This window comes from Streptomyces sp. NPDC055749 (assembly GCF_053617235.1).
The window spans coordinates 71,099-86,006 of record NZ_JBSHFH010000007.1 but is presented as its reverse complement, the minus strand read 5'-3'; the positions used below and the strand labels follow the sequence as shown (position 1 = coordinate 86,006).

Below are 14,908 nucleotides of genomic sequence, written 5' to 3'. Positions count from 1 at the left end.
CCGGGGGCCCCGCCGGAGGGTCGCCCGCCGCTCCGTACGTCACGGCCCGCCCACCGTGACCGTCCCCTCCCACCGGAGATCCCCGGCCGACCGCCCGGCCATCACCCGGTACGGGCCGGGCTCCACGGTCCAGCCCCCGGCCTCCGGGCACCAGTGCCGCAGCGCGCGGGCCGGTACCTCCACCTCCGCGGTCGCCGTACGCCCCGGGGCCGCTCGCACCGCCGCGTAACCGGCGAACCAGCGCACCGGCCGCTCGACCACGGACCCCGGGCGCGCCAGATAGACCTGCACCACCTCGCGCCCCGGCCGCGCCCCGGTGTTGCGCAGCCGGACCCGTACGGTGAAGGGGGATCCCGCCGCCACCGCGTCCGGCGCCCGGACGTCCTCGAACTCCCAGTCCGTGTAACCGAGTCCGTGCCCGAACCAGTAGGCCGGCTCCCGTTCCGCACGCAGCCATGCACGGTGGCCGATGTGGAGCCCTTCCGTGTAGTCGAGGCGGCCGTCGGCCGGCCGCACGCCGGTGACGGGTGCGTCCGCCAGGCGGGCCGCCCAGGTGGTGGGGAGCCGGCCGCCCGGTTCGGTGACACCGAACAGGACGTCGGCGAGCCCCGCGCCGCCCTCCTGGCCCGGGAACCAGGTGAGCAGCACCGCGCCCGCCTCCTCGCGCCAGGGCAGCTCGACCGGGCCCCCGCTGTTGACGACCACGACCGTGCGCGGATTGGCGGCGGCCACCGCCCGTACGAGCGCGTCCTGATGGCCGCCCAGGGTCAGGCCGGTGCGGTCGTAGCCCTCGGTCTCGCTGTGTTCGGTGGTGCCGACGACCACGATCGCGGCGTCCGCCTCGCGGGCGGCGCTCGCCGCGGCTGCGAGGGCGGTCCCCGCGTCCGGTTCCGGCGGTGCCGCGGCGAGGACCGTGGCCCGCCCGCTGCCGGGGACCAACTCGCGCCGGGCGACCAGGTGGACGGGCCGGGTGGAGTCCAGGGTCACCCGTACGGTGTGGACGGGCGGGTTCACGTGGACGACGGCCGGGTCGTCCGTCAGCCGGGGGAACTCCCCCTCCAGGACCGTCCGCCCGTCCACCGCGAGCGACATCCGGCCGAAACCGCCGATGCCGAACGTCCACTCCCCCGCGTCCTGCGGGCGCAGCACCGCGCCGATCTCCACGGTATGCGCCCCCGGCACCTCCTCCGGCTCCAACTGACGCCCTGACAAACGGCGTTCCGCGTACAGCTCGCCGCCCGAAGCGTCCAGGACCCGCAGCAGAACACCGGGCTCACCGGACCTGGGGTCCTCGCACCGGACGGCGTCCAGCGGGGCGGGCGGTACGCCCAGCGAGGGGCCGGGCACATGCACCACCCTGGCCCGGCCACGAAGCCGGGCGCGAATGCCGTCGAGCGGGGTGACGACACCGGAGGGGAAGACGCCCGCGCTGCCACCGCCCTGGGTGCGGGGCGAGGCCGCGTGCACCCCGATGACGGCGACGCTCGACAGGGCGTCGGCGTCCAGCGGAAGGACCGCGCGGTTGTTCAGCAGCACCGATCCCGCGGCCACGGCGCGGCGCAGCAGCGGCCGGCTGTCGCGCGCCCCTGTCACCGCCGCGCCACGGGGGCGGTGCGGGCCGAGCGCTCCGACACGGTCCGCGAGCCGGAGCAGGCGCCGCACCTTGTCGTCGACGGCGGCCTCGGGGACCAGCCCGTCCTTCACCGCACGGACCAGTGACGCGCCCCACGGACCCCCGGGTCCCGGCATCGCGAGGTCGAGCGCGGCACGCGCCGGCGCCTCGGTGGACCGTACGGCGCCCCAGTCCGAGACGACGGCGCCGTCGAAGCCCCACTCCCCCTTGAGCGGCTGCGCGAGGAGTTCCCCGGCCGTCATCGTCGTACCGTTGACGGCGTTGTAACCGGCCATGACCAGCCACACCCCGGCCTCGACCGCCGCGGCGAACGGGGCGAGGTACACCTCCCGCAGCACGCGCTCGGACACCCGTACGTCGACGGTGAGACGTTCGGTCTCGGAGTCGTTGGCCACGAAGTGCTTCGCGGTGGCGGCCACGCCCAGGGCCTGGATGCCCCGGATCAGTGCCGCGCCCGTACGGCCGGTCAGTTCGGGGTCCTCGGAGAAGCACTCGAAGTGCCGGCCGCCGAGCGGGGAGCGGTGCAGATTGAGCGTGGGAGCCAGCACCACGTCGACCCCCTTGCGGACCGCTTCGGCGGCGAGCAACCCGCCCAGTTCCGCGACCAGTTCCTCGTCCCACATCGCGCCGAGCGCGGAGGCCGAGGGGAGCAGGGCGGAGGTGCGCCGCTCGTCCCACGCCTCGCCACGTACCCCGGCGGGCCCGTCGGACATCACCAGCTCCCGCAGCCCGAGCTCGTCATCGGCGGCGGTCCGCCAGGTCGTGGCACCGGTGAGCAGGCGCACCTTCCGGGGCAGGTCGAGCCGGCCGATGAGCCGGTCGAGCGTCTCTTCGGTCATTCCACTCCTTCTTGCGTACGAAGAACCCGGCCGCCCCCTCCTCCGGTGAGGGGGAGGGAACGGCCGGGCACGGACAGACAGACCCTTGCCGGATCAGGGCAGTCGGTACTCCGCGTTCAGTACCGCGCCCCGCTCCGGGTTGTTCTGGTCGTAGCCGCGGGGGTCGCACTGGAGGCCGCCCACGATGCAGTGGTCGACCATGGCCTTGAGGGTGCGCTCCTCCCAGGCGTTGAAGAAGTCGTAGTGGAAGGAGTAGCCCCGCCCACTGGCCAACCGGACCTGTGACATGTCACCGTCCGCCGGGAAAGCCATCTTGAACTCGACCATGGGCAGAGCGACCGGATGACTGGTGGGACAGACGTTGTCGTTCGTCCCCTGCTTGATCACCGGGTAGGCCATATGGCTCTTGTGATCGGGCGTGTCCAGATACAGGCCGTTCCAGCAACTGGGCGACTGCATACGGAGATTGAGCTGTGAGCCGGCGGGACAGTTCGACGGGAAGTCGACGTTCTTGAAGCTCTCCCCGCACTCCCAGCCCTCGACCCAGCCGGGGTGGTCGCGGAACTCCTGCGCGCTCTGCATCGGGTTGCCGACCACGAACCGCAGCCCCTTGGGGAACGGCCGCACGCTGGTGTAGTCGGTGACGCCCGTCTTGTAGTAGATGACCTGCGGTCCGACGGGCAGGATCTTCTGCTCGCCCTTGAAGAGCGAGGGCATCCAGTACGCGGAGGCGTCGCCGGGGGCCTTGCAGGTGGTGCCGCCCCCGTAGAGCGAGTCGGTGGTGCTGTTCGCGTTCGTGGACCTGTTCCCCATGAACGTGTGGTCGTGGGACTTGCCCGGCTGGCCCGGGTAGACGATCGGGTCGTCGGGCGCGGTGTGCGTGACGGAACAGTTGGCCTGGAACTCGTGGAAGTAGCGCGGCGGCGGGTTGGCCGTGGACGGTGTCACGCCGGTGACCTGGGGCACGGCCGGTATGTAGCCGTCCCCGTCGGCGTCGTCACCCGATGCCTGGGTGGACACCGCCATGGTGTGCCCGGTGTGGACCGCGGCCGTCGTGCTCGTACGGGAGCCGGATGCGGCCGGATCGGCGGCGGTCGCGATGGTCCCGATGCCCAGGACACCGGCGACGAGCGCGGTGCCGAGGAGGAGTGCGGGGAGCCGTTTCGTACGTAATCTCATGGTTCTCCTGCCCTTTCGGTGGGGGTTGGGGGCTGGTGCGGGCGCTGTCAGCTGTAGACGCCGAACTCGTGGAGGGAGTAGCCCCAGCCGGTGCCGCGCGCCGTCAGCTGGAGGCGCACATGGCTGGCGGTCGCGGAGACGTCGATCGTGTCGATGTCCCCGTTGCCCGTGGTGGTGGTGTGGACGGACTGCCAGTTGGTGCCGTCGTTCGAGACCTGGACCTCGTAGGACTTGGCGTACGCGGGGTTCCAGACCAGCTGGAGCTTGCGGACGGCCGTGGGCCCGCCCAGGTCGACCTGGATCCACTGCGGATCGCTCCAGTCGCTGGCCCAGCGGGTGTCGGCCCTGCCGTCCGTCGCGTTGGTGGCCGGGCACGGGCAGTCCCCGTACGATGCCTGCGCGGACGAGGCGGTGGTGGGCTTGTTCAGTGCCACGTTCGTACCGGCGACGGGAGGTGCGACGACCTTGACCGACTTGGTCTCGATCCCGGCGTTCCCGCGTCCGTCCTCGGCCTGGATGTACACCTTCCACACACCGAGCTTCTCCGGCGCCGTCACGGCGAAGGTCCCGTTGCCCGTCGACCGCCACTGGGCCTCGACCAGCCGCTTGTCGCCGTTGGCGTAGTTGCCGCTCAGGAAGATCTTGTTCGCGACCTGGTCGCCGTCCGGGTCACGGATGTCGGCGCGCACGGTGAACTCCCCGCCCGCCGGGGCGGCCGAGGCCGGCGAGACGCTCATGTTCGTGATCACCGGCGGGGTGTTGTCACCGGCCGTCGATCCGGCGTACGCCTTCTTGACGGCGTAGTACGACAGCCGCTTCAGCCCGTCGGGCAGCAGGTTGAACCAGACGCCGCCGAAGTCGTGCTCGGTCCCGTAGTGGAAGAGCGTGGCACCCAGGGCGACGCCCTGGTGGCCGGTGACGCAGCCCCACGCCTTGGTGTACCCCTCGGCCTTCTGTACGTCGGTCTGCTCGTCGGGAACGCCGTTCGCGTCGTCCGGCACCTCCCACTCACCGGCCGGACCGGCCTCGGTGATCAGGTAGGGCTTGGTGTAACCGCCGTCGATCCAGTCCTGCCGCACTCCGCAGATGTCCCCGTAGGAGTTCATCGAGTACAGGTCGAGGTCCGGAGCGTTGCGCTTGTAGTAGGGCCAGGCCCCGGTCCAGGCGTCGGTCGAGGTGACCGGGTGGTCCGGGTCGATGGTGTGGATCTTCTTCGCGACGTCGTTGACGAAGGACGTGTACGCGTTGCGCTGCGCCTCCAGCTCCGTACCGCTGTAGCAGTTCTGGAGCCCGAGGACCGACTCGTTGCCGACGTTCCACATCAGCGTGGCGGGATGGCTCTTGTACGTGTCCACCCACTTGGCGAACTCGGTGAGCATCGTGTTCTTGTACGTCGTGTCGGTGACGTAGTTGACGCAGCCGCCCGATCCGGGGCCGCCGCCGGGCTGGAGCCAGAAGCCGTTGACGACACGGAGGCCGTTCGCCGCTGCGGTGTCCAGCAGCGGCTTGGTGGAGCCGTCGGTGCCCCAGGTGCGGATCGTGTTGACGCCCATGGACTTCACGTCCGGCAGGTACTTCGGGGCGTCCGCGACGGACGGCCCCCAGGTCAGCCCCTTGACGGTGTACGGCTGTCCGCCGACGGTGAGCTGCCACGCCCCCTGGCTTCCGGTGACCTCGACCGCCCCGCCGCTGACGGGGGGCGGGGAGTCGCCGTAGGCGCCGTAGACCTGGAACTCCCAGAGCGAGTAGCCGTAGCCGCCCGCGCGGGTGGTGCCGAGCATCCGGACGTAGCGGCCGGAGCCGGTGAGGGCGAGGTCGTCGGTGCCGCCGTCGGAGTCGGTGACCTTCTTGGCGGTGGTCCAGTCGGTGCCGTTGTCGGAGACCTGGATCTCGTACGCCTTGCCGTAGGCGCCCTCCCAGCTGAGCACGACACGGCTGAGGTTGGCCTTCTTGCCCAGGTCGACCCGGATCCACTGGGCGTCGGACCACTGGCTGGCCCAGCGGGTGCCGGTGAGGTCGCCGTCGACGGCGAGCGCGGCGGAGTATCCGTCGCCCTCGCTGGAGGAGGCGGAGACGGGCTTGCCCTGGGAGAGGAGCGGGTCGGCGGCCTGTGCCGTGGAGGGCTGGGCGACGACGGTCAGGGAGGTGGCGAGCAGGGCGGCGAGAGTGAGGGTGAGAGCGGGTCTGCGCAGGGGGCGAGAACGGGAGGGCATGGCGGCTCCTGGGGGGTGGGGTGGGGGGAAGGGTGGCCGCCCCGGCCTGCGCCGAGGGCAGCCACCCGGGAATCAGGGGAAGGAGACGAGGTTGGACGGCACCGTGGTCGTGCCGGCCGGGACCGTCGACGCCCCGGTGTTGTTGATGACGTGGTTGTAGTGGCCCATCCCGCCGAGGGAGACGACGAGCAGGCTGTGGAACTTCACGCCGGGCTTGACCGGGGCCTTGAAGCCGTGGTCCTGCCTGATGTTCGGGTCGACGTTGTAGTTGCAGTAGCTGCCCATGCCCCAGCCCTCGTGGACGTCCACCGAGTCGTCGACGCGGTAGGCCGCGTACCCCTTGGTGTCGCCGTTCTGGATGGCGGCCTGGTTGGGCGCGTCGTACGCCTTCTCGTTCTGGTAGAAGATCGTCCGGCCGCGCTCGCCGTACCACTCGACGTCGTACTTGTTGAAGTGCTCGACGAACAGGCCGGTGGCCAGCACGTCGTCGCCGTACACCCGCACCCCGTAGTCGGCGCGGTTGGTCTCCCAGCCGACGCCCTCACCGTGGTCGGCGCGCCAGACCCAGGTGTGGTCGATGATCGCGTCGTCGCTGTTGACGACGATCGACGTGGTGGCCTTGCCGGCGCCCGCGCCGCCGACGCGGACGTAGACGTCCTGGACGCTGGTGGGGTTGGCGGCGTGGTCGGCGGAGGAGTTCTGCGGGCCGAGCTCAAGCAGGGTCGGGGAGTTGACGGGTCCGGCGTCGATGAGGAATCCGGCGAGCTTCACTCCGTCGACGTCGGCGACCTTCATCGCGGTCACCCCGCCGTCGGGGATGATCGTCGCCAGGCCGAGACCGAGGACGACCGTGTCGGCACGGTCCACGTTGATGGTCCGGTCGACGTGGTAGACGCCGGGGGTGAAGAGCAGGTGCAGGCCCTGGGCCAGCGCCTGGTTGATGGTGGCGGCGGTCGCGCCGGGCTTGACGACGTAGAACTTGTCGAGGCCGATCGAGGTGCCCTGCGGGGTGCCGTTCCAGGAGACTCCGCGGGCGTTGGTGCGCTTGGCGGGGACGAACACCTTGTACGTGGAGCCGTCGAGGTACAGGAACGGCTTCTCGCGGGAGATCGGCGTCGTGTCGAGTGTCGTGTACGTCGGGTTCGGGAAGCCGGTCGCCGGGGCGCCCTCGACGCCGGAGAAGGTCTGGTTCCAGACGCCGTTGGACCAGCCGCCGATCGAGCTTTCGCGGGTGTACCACTGCTGCTGCGAGTAGTTGCCGATCTGGCCGTCGATCTTGGAGTCGGCGATGTAGCCGCCGGAGGCCCAGCCGTAGCCGTTCGGCGCGAGGTTGAGCCCGCCCTTGACGTGCATGCGGCGGAAGGAGGCGGCCTGCGAGACGGCCCAGCGGTTGGTGCCGCTGACCGGGTTGAGGGCCAGGTTCTCCGCCGAACGCCAGAAGTTCTGGGTGGCGTTGCCGTTGAACCAGCCGGCGTCGACGGTCACGTCACCGTTGATGGTGGTGTCGTCGGGCTTGAGGCCGAGGCCGGAGACCGAGGTGTAGAAGCCGATCTGGGCGTTGAGGTTGTTGTACGTGCCCGGCTTGAAGAGGAACTGGTGCCGGCCGCTGCCGAACTGCGCCGACTCCTGCTGCTGGAACACCTCGTCCAGCTTGGCCTGGATGCCGGGGGTCGACGGGTCGAAGACGTGCACGTTGGGGCCGAGGTCACCGCCACCGGGCAGCTGCGGGCCGCCGGTGCCTGTCTCCCCGTACACCTTGAACTCCCAGAGCGAGTAGCCGTACTGGGTGGCGCGCGCGGTGCCGTGCATCCGGATGTAGCGGGCCTCGCCCGTGATGCTGACGGTGTCCGTGCCGCCGTCGCCCGTGGTGGTCTGGTAGGCGGTCGACCAGTCGGTGCCGTTGGTGGAGAGCTCGATGCGGTAGCCCTTGCCGTACGCCGTCTCCCAGTCCAGGACGACCTGGCTGACCTGGGTGGTCGCGCCGAGGTCGACGCGGAGCCACTGCGGGTCGGAGGCGGCGCTCGACCAGCGGGTGGCGCCGTTGCCGTCGACGGCGGAGGCGGCGAGGGTGCCGTAGTTCTCCTCGCTCGACGCCGTCACCGCCTTGCCCTGGGACAGGAGCACGGGCGCCGCCTGGGCGGCGGAGGCGGGGAGGAGGACGAGAAGGGTGCCGACCAGGGCGCCGATGACGGTGCCTGCGATGCCTCGGCGAACGGTTCCGGGGGGTGGTGCGGCCACACGTATGCCATGTGCGGGCATGGGGGGTCTCCTTGAAAACAAGACTGAATGGGAGAGCGCTCTCCGGAACCTTGCCCGCCCCCGTTCACACGGTCAATAACCCCGACCGGACTTTTCTTTCGTCTTTCATTAAGACGCAACACGTGCTGGGCGCTCACGCGTTGGGCAACTGGGACACTCACGCGCCTAGGGCCTGTCCGGCCCTGATCCGCCGGACAGGCCCTAGCGCGCCAGCACCTCCGCGTCCGGCCGCTCGTCCGCGTCCCGCGCCCCCGCGAACGTCACCACCAGCGCCACCGCCAGATTCGCCGCTAGCGCCACGAGCCCCGCGTTCACACCCCACACGGGGTCGTTCCCGGTGAAAACGAGCACGCAGACCACGGCGACCGCGTGCACCGTGCTTCACCGATACCGGTCGGGCCACGCGCTCGATCCGGCTGCCGGGAGGGCAGTCGTCAGGCGCGCTTCGCACGGCGTCAAACCTGCCATCGCAAGGTAGGCGGGAATCTCCCCCGTTCACAGGGGAGAGAGCTTCAACTCGGACGCATCGCGGTCAGCTTGCCCCACACGATCAGCCGGTACCGGGAGGTGAACTCGGGCGTGCAGGTGGTCAGCGTCAGGTAGTACCCCGGCGCGCTGTACCCGACGGAGGTGCGCACATTGCTGCGCGGCACGGCGGCGATGACGCCGCTGTCGGATGGCGACGTCTGCGCGAGGCTCTTGTCGACGGTGTACGTGTAGACGGCGTCCCGGGTCTCGACGGTGATCCGGTCACCGCGCCGCAGCCGGTCGATGCGGCGGAAGGGCTCGCCGTGGGTGTTGCGGTGTCCCGCGACGGCGAAATTGCCCGCCTGCCCCGGCTGCGCGGTGCGCGGGTAGTGGCCGACGTACCCCTTGTCGAGGACGCCGCGCTTGCTGATGCCCTGGGCGACGGGTGCGGTGAGGCCCAGCCGGGGGATGCGCATGACGGCGTAGGCCTGGTCCCAGCGGGGAGCCGCACGCGCGGGACCAGGACGCCCCGCCTCCTCCCCTTCTTCGCGCTGTTCCCCCTCTTGTCCGCCTCCGCCGCCCGCCACGCCGTCCGGCGATCCGGCGTCGGCGGCACCGGGCACATCCGGCGCTTCCGGCACTTCCGGCGCGGCCCCCTGCCCCCAGTCCCGCTGCAGGGCCTGCACCTCGCGCTCCGCGCCCTCACGGGCCTGCCGGTTGGTCCACCACAGCTGATGCGCGACGAGGAGCAGCAGCACGACGCCGAGCGTCACCACCAGCTCGGCACCCGTCCACAGGCCGCGCACAGCGGCCCGCCGGCCTGGCGAGTTCCGCTGCACCACCACAGGTATCCGCTCGCGCACGGCCCGCACGATAGGGGGAATCCCCGTAACCCACCAGACATGTGTCGTCACCCACGCCACCCGCGGGCTCTCTCCCCAAGCACCCGTACGGCAGTACCGTGTGGTTCATGCGCCCCGACACGCCTGCCGACCACATCACCGAAGCCGAGCGCCTGCTGCGCACCGCGGCGCAGTACCCCGAGGACCACGAGCCGCTGATCCTCCAGGCCGCGGCCCATCTGGAACTCGCCGGTGACCGCGCCCGCGCCACCACCCTCTACGACGAACTGCTCAGCGCACCCGCCTCCGACACCGGCAACCCGCATCTGGTCAAAGCCCTCAAGGCGGCCAACCTGTGGGAGTACGGACACGAGGCCGAGGCCCGCGCGATCATCGACGGAATCCGCGTCGCGGGCCCGCTCCAGGCGGCCCCGTGGGAGATCGTCGCCGGAACCCTGGAAGCCCACGACGAGCTGGAGGCGGCCCACGACTTCCTCCAGACCGCGCTGACGCTGCTCCTGGCACCGGGCGAGGAAGTCCCGTACGCCACGCAGTCCTTGCTGACCGGCCGCCATCGCGTACGCAGGCTGATGGGCCACGACCACGACGCCTGGGACGAACTGGCCGACGCCCTCAGCACGGCGAACGTACCGCTCGACGAACTCCACGACCCGAAGCGTCTGTGGTCACTCGGATCGTCGGACCCGGGCGAGCTGAAGGCCGAGATCACCCGCCTCCGCGCCGAACTGGGCACCTACCGGGCGGCGTTGTCGCGCCCGTTCCCGGTGGCGGTCCTGCACTGGCCGGAGGCCGAGCTGACCGAACTGCTCGGCGCCTACCCGGCACTGGCCGAGGAGTACACCACCCACACCGAGCACCTGGCCCGTCTGGAGGCCGCGCTGCGCGACCTGCACGCGGGGGGCACGCCGAACCTCGGCATCGTCGCGGGCACGGTCCCCTCGTACGAGGCGTTCGCCGCCTCGGAGGCCGCGTCCCCGGCCGATACGAACCTGCTCCCCCAGTACGCCACGACCCTCGCCGCCCGGGGCCGCGCGATCCCGTGGCCCCCGGCACGGAGTGCGGCGTGCTGGTGCGGTTCGGAGCGGGCGTACCGGGCGTGCCACGGAGTGGCGTAGGGCAAGGGGCACCCCGGGCCTCACCGCCCTTCGAAGGCATCCCGCAGGGCGTCGTGCAGTTCGGCGGCGACCTTGTCGCTGTCCGGTGATTCGGCGGTCAGCAGGTCGTGCACGTACGACTGCAACACCTGGGTGAAGGCCCCGTAGTACGGCGTACGGGGCCGCTGCACCGCGTCTTTGAGCGCCTCGCTCAGAGTCCAGGTGTACGCGACCCGCGCCTGCGCCCCCTGGCCCTTGGCGCCGCCCTCCCCCGCCGGGGAGGGCGGCGCGGACGACGGCCCTCCGGTGGCGGCACCCGGCGAGCCGCCTGCCGGGCGGAGCGCGGCGGCGACGCGGGGCCAGCAGGGCTTGGAATCCCCGTTGTACGCGGAGGCCCGGGTGGCGGCGAAGCCCGCGTCGAGCAGACAGCGTTCGCTCTCCTGCGAGGTCAGGAACGCGATGAGTTCGCGGGCCTTCCCGGCGCGCGGCGAATCGGCGGTGACGGCGAGGTTCTGCCCGCCGAGCACGGATTTACCGGGCAGCCGGTTCACGGAGTACGCCTCGGGCGGCAGCAGACCGCTCAACGCGCCGTACACATAGGGCCAGTGGCGTACGAAGGCGACCCGTCCGGCCGCGAAATCGGCCAGCGTCGCCGGCTCGTCCGACGAGACGGCGCTGGGCAGTATCCGCTCGTGGTGGGCCCGTTCGAGGAGCTCGTCGAGACCCTTCTTGAGCTCCGCCTCGGTCGCCACGTACGTGCCTTCCTCGTCGGCGAGTTCGACGTCCACGCTGGCGAACGCCTCGACGGCGTTGACGGTGAGCCCCTCGTACTGCTTGAGCTGCGTGGTCCAGCCTGCCTGGTCGTCGCCCCGGTCCGGGCTGAGCGCGAGCGTCTTGATGGAGGCGTTGAGTGAGTCCCAGTTCCAGTTGAGGGTGGGCTGGCGGCTCTTCTGGATTCCGGCTTTCTCCAGCAGGTCGGGGCGGTAGTAGAGGAGGCCGACGTCGGTGTTGAAGGCCCGGGCGTAGGAACGGCCCTTCCAGAGGGTGGTCTGGTCGACCCGCTTGATGAAGTCGAGGTCGACGGGTTCGTCCTCGGGCATCGCACGGATCAGCCCGGCCTCGGCGAACTCGGGGATCCAGGTGATGTCGAGGTTCACCACGTCGTAGCCGGCGCTCCCGGACTGCAGCGCGCCGAGCAGCTGGCTGCGCTGCTGGTCGGCGCCGCCGGGCAGTTCGACGAGCTTGGCCTGCGAGGCCCGCTGGGCCTCGGATCCCGCGTGCCGCCGGTTCCACTCCTCTATGAGCTGCTGCCGCACACCGCCGGACCCGGTGACATCGAGCCCGCTGGCGACGACGATCGGCCCCTGGGCGGCTTCCTTGTCGTCCTGGTCCGGCTGGGGCGTACCGTCGGGCCCGCCCGAACAGGCGGCGGAGGAAACGGCGAGCAGACAGCCGAACGCGACGCCGAGAAGGACACGACGGGGCCCTCGACTCCCTCGCATGGTCATTCCGCATCCCCCGTACCGGTCTTGGCGACCTCGGCGGTCAGCTCGGTCGCGATGTCGTCCGACAGGTCGAGACAGCGCCCGCCGGTCGCCTCCGTGATCGTCGCGTTGAGCCGGCCGGACGAACAGCCACCACTGCGCAGCGACACCACCACGACCCGTACCAGCGGGGCCCGTTCGGCATCGGCGACCAGCTCCGCCACCTCCTGCTTCCCGATGTCCGCGGAATCCTCGTCGTCGGTGACCAGGACGAGGAGCCGCGGCGGATCGTCCTCGGCGGGCCCGCCGCGCAGCGTGCCGAGCCCCTCGCGGAGCCCGTCGACGATGCGCGCGTCGACGTCGGCGGTCGGGGCCGCGGCCACGGCTTTCTGCGCGGCGGTACGGGTGTGCGGCCCGAACGCGACCACGTCCCCGCCCTTCTCGGAATCCTTCTCGGAACCCTCCTTGGAACCCTTCTTGGAAGCGACCGACCACACCCCGTAGGCGTCGCCCGCACCCAGCGAACTCATCGACCGGGTCACCAGCTCCTTGGCGCGCCCGGAGCCGTCCCAGAGCCGTTTGTCTGCCATCGAGGTCGAGTTGTCCAGGAGATACAGCACCCGGCCGGGACCGAGCGCCTGCCGGTAGCGGCGCAGGGTCTCGCCGAGCGAGGCGGCGGTGGACCTGCTCTCACCCGTCGGCGGAATCGATTCGCGTACGGCTGTCTTGTTGAGATCCGTCGCGAGCGGCGAGTTCGCGTCGGGCGGTGCGGGCTTGCCGTCCTTCACGCCGCGGAACCCGTCCTGCGTGAAGAGCTTCTGCGCCTCCGGCGCCTCGACCAGCCACTTGTGGAAGCGCTGCACCTCCGTCCTGCGCGCGTCGGCGTCCCCACCCGCTTGGTCCCAGGTGACGCGGAGGAACGGCAGATCCAGCACCGGTACGTCGGAGGGGTAGTGGGCGGTGCGTGTGGCCAGGGTCTCGCTCGCGCAGGCCGGGCGGCCGAGGTCACTGGGCAACAGATTGAACTGGGCCATGGTCTGTTCCGGTACGAGGACGGCGGCGGTGTCCTCCAGGTCGTTGCGGGAGCCGTCGGCCAGCGCGCACATCAGCTCCCTGGCGGTGCCGGGCATCGGCCGCAGCGCCTGGACCATGCTCTGTTCGAGGGACGACGCCTGCCCGGAATCCGGTGAGGCGTACAGCGCCTCGGTGGCCAGCAGAGCCCCGTCGGTACCTTCGGGGTCGGGCCGCAGCACGGAGGCGGGACGTTCCGGCTGCTGCGTGTCACGCAGCGCGGAGATGATCGAACCGAGCGGATTGCCGGTCCGCGCGGCATCGGCCAGGGGCATGCTGACGGGCACGGCGAGGACCATCGGCGTATAGGCGACGGACCCCAGGGACTCAAAACTCACAACGCGTTCCCCGACGTCCACTCCAGCACCCCTTTGGGAACCGTCACTGCCGCCCGAAGCAGCGGCACTCCCTCCCTCGCTCTCCGCCCCCGCCTCCTCCGCCTCCTCCGCACCGTCCATCACCCGGCGCCAGGCGCTCCCGGCCGCCGGAATCCAGATGTCCGGCTGCGCGCCCACATCGCGCTGGGGCCGCAGACAGTCACCGGTCGCGGGGCAGGTGGCGGGAGGGTCCTGCCAGAGGGACGAGGCCCGGAAGGCGGCCACGGCGTCGGTGGCCTTGGCGTCGTACGTGGTGATCCCGACGGACCGGCAGCCGTTCCCGCGCTCCATGTAGGCGTCCGCCGCCTTCTCGACGGTGGACCGCAGGTCGGGATCGGTCAGCACACGCAGTTCCATGGCGGGCGGGCAGACGCGGGGCGCCCCGCCCGGCAGATCCCCGAACAACCACGTACCGACCCCGGCGACGGCGACAACGCCCGCAAGAACGAGAACACCCATCCGCCCACGCGGCGAGCGTCGCATCCAACGGCGTACAGGACCGGAGCCCGGCACCCGAAGCCAACGACGGGGCTGCCGTAACCAGCGCTGCCCTCCGCCGGAGGGGAGCACACCAGACGGCCCCGCACTCCCCACACCGTCCCGACCACCTACCCCTTCCCCCTCATCTGCCCCGTCGTCTGTGAACAGCAGACCACTCCCCCCACCCCCCGGACAGGCGAGCAGCACATCGTCCCCGTGCCGCCGCTCATCGGGAATCCACCGGTGCCCGTCGACGGCCTTGAGGGGCGCCATGGCCTCCCGTATCTCGGTGACGAGCCGAGTGAACGTGGCCGGCTCATCAGCCGCCCCACGCCCGGTCAGCAGCCGGTGCAGCCGGACGGTGAACTCCGTACCGACCGAGGGGTCGCCGGGCGGGATCTCCACGCCCGGTTCCGCCGCGGTCAGCAGGGCGAAGTTCTGCCCGACGGCCGGATTGAACGCGTACAGCGCGTTGCCCGCGAAACAGCAGTCGAGGATCGCCACGACCCAGTCCGCACGTGCCTGGGCGAGCTCAGGCATCACATCGTCGCGCCAGGACAGCGCGTCCACGAAGGGGTGCTGCCGGTCCCGCGTCACCCGCGAGGGGGTGAACAGCAGATGCAGGTCGCTGCCGTCGGGACGCACGATGCCGTGCCCCGCGAAGTAGACGACGAGCAGCCCGTCGACCTCGTCACGGGCGGCGCTGAGCGCGGCACGCACCTGGAGCGGATCGACGGCACGGGGCCCATCGTTCCCCGGAACCAGGACAACATCCGCGGGATCGAGCACACCGGTGCCCTCGGCGGTCAGCGCCTCGGCCATCAGCCGGAGGTTGCTCCGGACGGCGGGAAGGTCGTTCCGGTCCCCGCTGTAGGGCTCGACACCGACGATCACCGCACGATGCCGCTTACCCCTGCCCTCGTCGCCGCGCGCACTGTACGGCGGCAC

At 71.1% G+C, this 14,908-nt stretch carries 8 protein-coding genes and 1 pseudogene; 1 reads left to right on the top strand and 8 read right to left on the bottom strand.

Annotated features, from left to right (window positions below):
* Positions 1 to 39: 39 nt before the first annotated feature.
* The 6 genes and pseudogenes from ACWGO0_RS07410 to ACWGO0_RS07385 form a co-directional block, all read right to left on the bottom strand.
* Entirely contained in the window at positions 40 to 2,472 is a 2,433-nt protein-coding gene (locus ACWGO0_RS07410) for a glycoside hydrolase family 3 C-terminal domain-containing protein (RefSeq protein ID WP_453529423.1), read from the bottom strand.
* A 93-nt stretch (positions 2,473 to 2,565) separates the two neighbouring features.
* Positions 2,566 to 3,651 carry a DUF1996 domain-containing protein gene (locus ACWGO0_RS07405; RefSeq protein ID WP_453529420.1) on the bottom strand — a complete coding sequence of 362 codons (1,086 nt, stop codon included), beginning with the start codon at positions 3,649 to 3,651 and terminating at the stop codon, positions 2,566 to 2,568.
* 47 nt (positions 3,652 to 3,698) lie between these two features.
* Entirely contained in the window at positions 3,699 to 5,864 is a 2,166-nt protein-coding gene (locus ACWGO0_RS07400; RefSeq protein WP_453529417.1) for a discoidin domain-containing protein, read from the bottom strand.
* 72 nt (positions 5,865 to 5,936) lie between these two features.
* The gene (locus ACWGO0_RS07395; protein ID WP_453529414.1) at positions 5,937 to 8,123 is read right to left on the bottom strand and encodes a discoidin domain-containing protein; all 2,187 of its coding nucleotides are present in this window, start codon (positions 8,121 to 8,123) and stop codon (positions 5,937 to 5,939) included.
* Between the two features lie 201 nt (positions 8,124 to 8,324).
* A pseudogene (locus tag ACWGO0_RS07390) lies at positions 8,325 to 8,489 on the bottom strand (sodium:solute symporter family protein); the annotation flags it as partial.
* Positions 8,490 to 8,635: 146 nt separating this feature from the next.
* On the bottom strand, positions 8,636 to 9,454 hold the full coding sequence (locus ACWGO0_RS07385) for a class E sortase (protein ID WP_453529411.1): 819 nt from the start codon (positions 9,452 to 9,454) through the stop codon (positions 8,636 to 8,638).
* 107 nt (positions 9,455 to 9,561) lie between these two features.
* On the opposite strand from ACWGO0_RS07385, the gene ACWGO0_RS07380 reads away from it, so the two are divergent.
* On the top strand, positions 9,562 to 10,569 hold the full coding sequence (locus tag ACWGO0_RS07380) for an SEC-C domain-containing protein (protein ID WP_453529408.1): 1,008 nt from the start codon (positions 9,562 to 9,564) through the stop codon (positions 10,567 to 10,569).
* 20 nt (positions 10,570 to 10,589) lie between these two features.
* Here ACWGO0_RS07380 and ACWGO0_RS07375 read toward each other — a convergent pair whose 3' ends face one another.
* Both ACWGO0_RS07375 and ACWGO0_RS07370 read right to left on the bottom strand, forming a co-directional pair.
* Positions 10,590 to 12,050, bottom strand: a complete 1,461-nt coding sequence (locus tag ACWGO0_RS07375; protein WP_453529405.1) for an extracellular solute-binding protein — start codon at positions 12,048 to 12,050, stop codon at positions 10,590 to 10,592.
* Positions 12,051 to 12,052: 2 nt separating this feature from the next.
* Complete coding sequence (locus tag ACWGO0_RS07370) at positions 12,053 to 14,908, bottom strand: caspase family protein (protein WP_453529402.1); 2,856 nt, start codon at positions 14,906 to 14,908, stop codon at positions 12,053 to 12,055.

Coding starts and splice junctions, on each gene's coding strand:
- ACWGO0_RS07410 (WP_453529423.1), bottom strand. CDS start 2,472: ATGACCGAAGAGACGCTCGACCGGCTCATCGGCCGGCTCGACCTGCCC.
- ACWGO0_RS07405 (WP_453529420.1), bottom strand. CDS start 3,651: ATGAGATTACGTACGAAACGGCTCCCCGCACTCCTCCTCGGCACCGCG.
- ACWGO0_RS07400 (WP_453529417.1), bottom strand. CDS start 5,864: ATGCCCTCCCGTTCTCGCCCCCTGCGCAGACCCGCTCTCACCCTCACT.
- ACWGO0_RS07395 (WP_453529414.1), bottom strand. CDS start 8,123: ATGCCCGCACATGGCATACGTGTGGCCGCACCACCCCCCGGAACCGTT.
- ACWGO0_RS07380 (WP_453529408.1), top strand. CDS start 9,562: ATGCGCCCCGACACGCCTGCCGACCACATCACCGAAGCCGAGCGCCTG.
- ACWGO0_RS07375 (WP_453529405.1), bottom strand. CDS start 12,050: ATGCGAGGGAGTCGAGGGCCCCGTCGTGTCCTTCTCGGCGTCGCGTTC.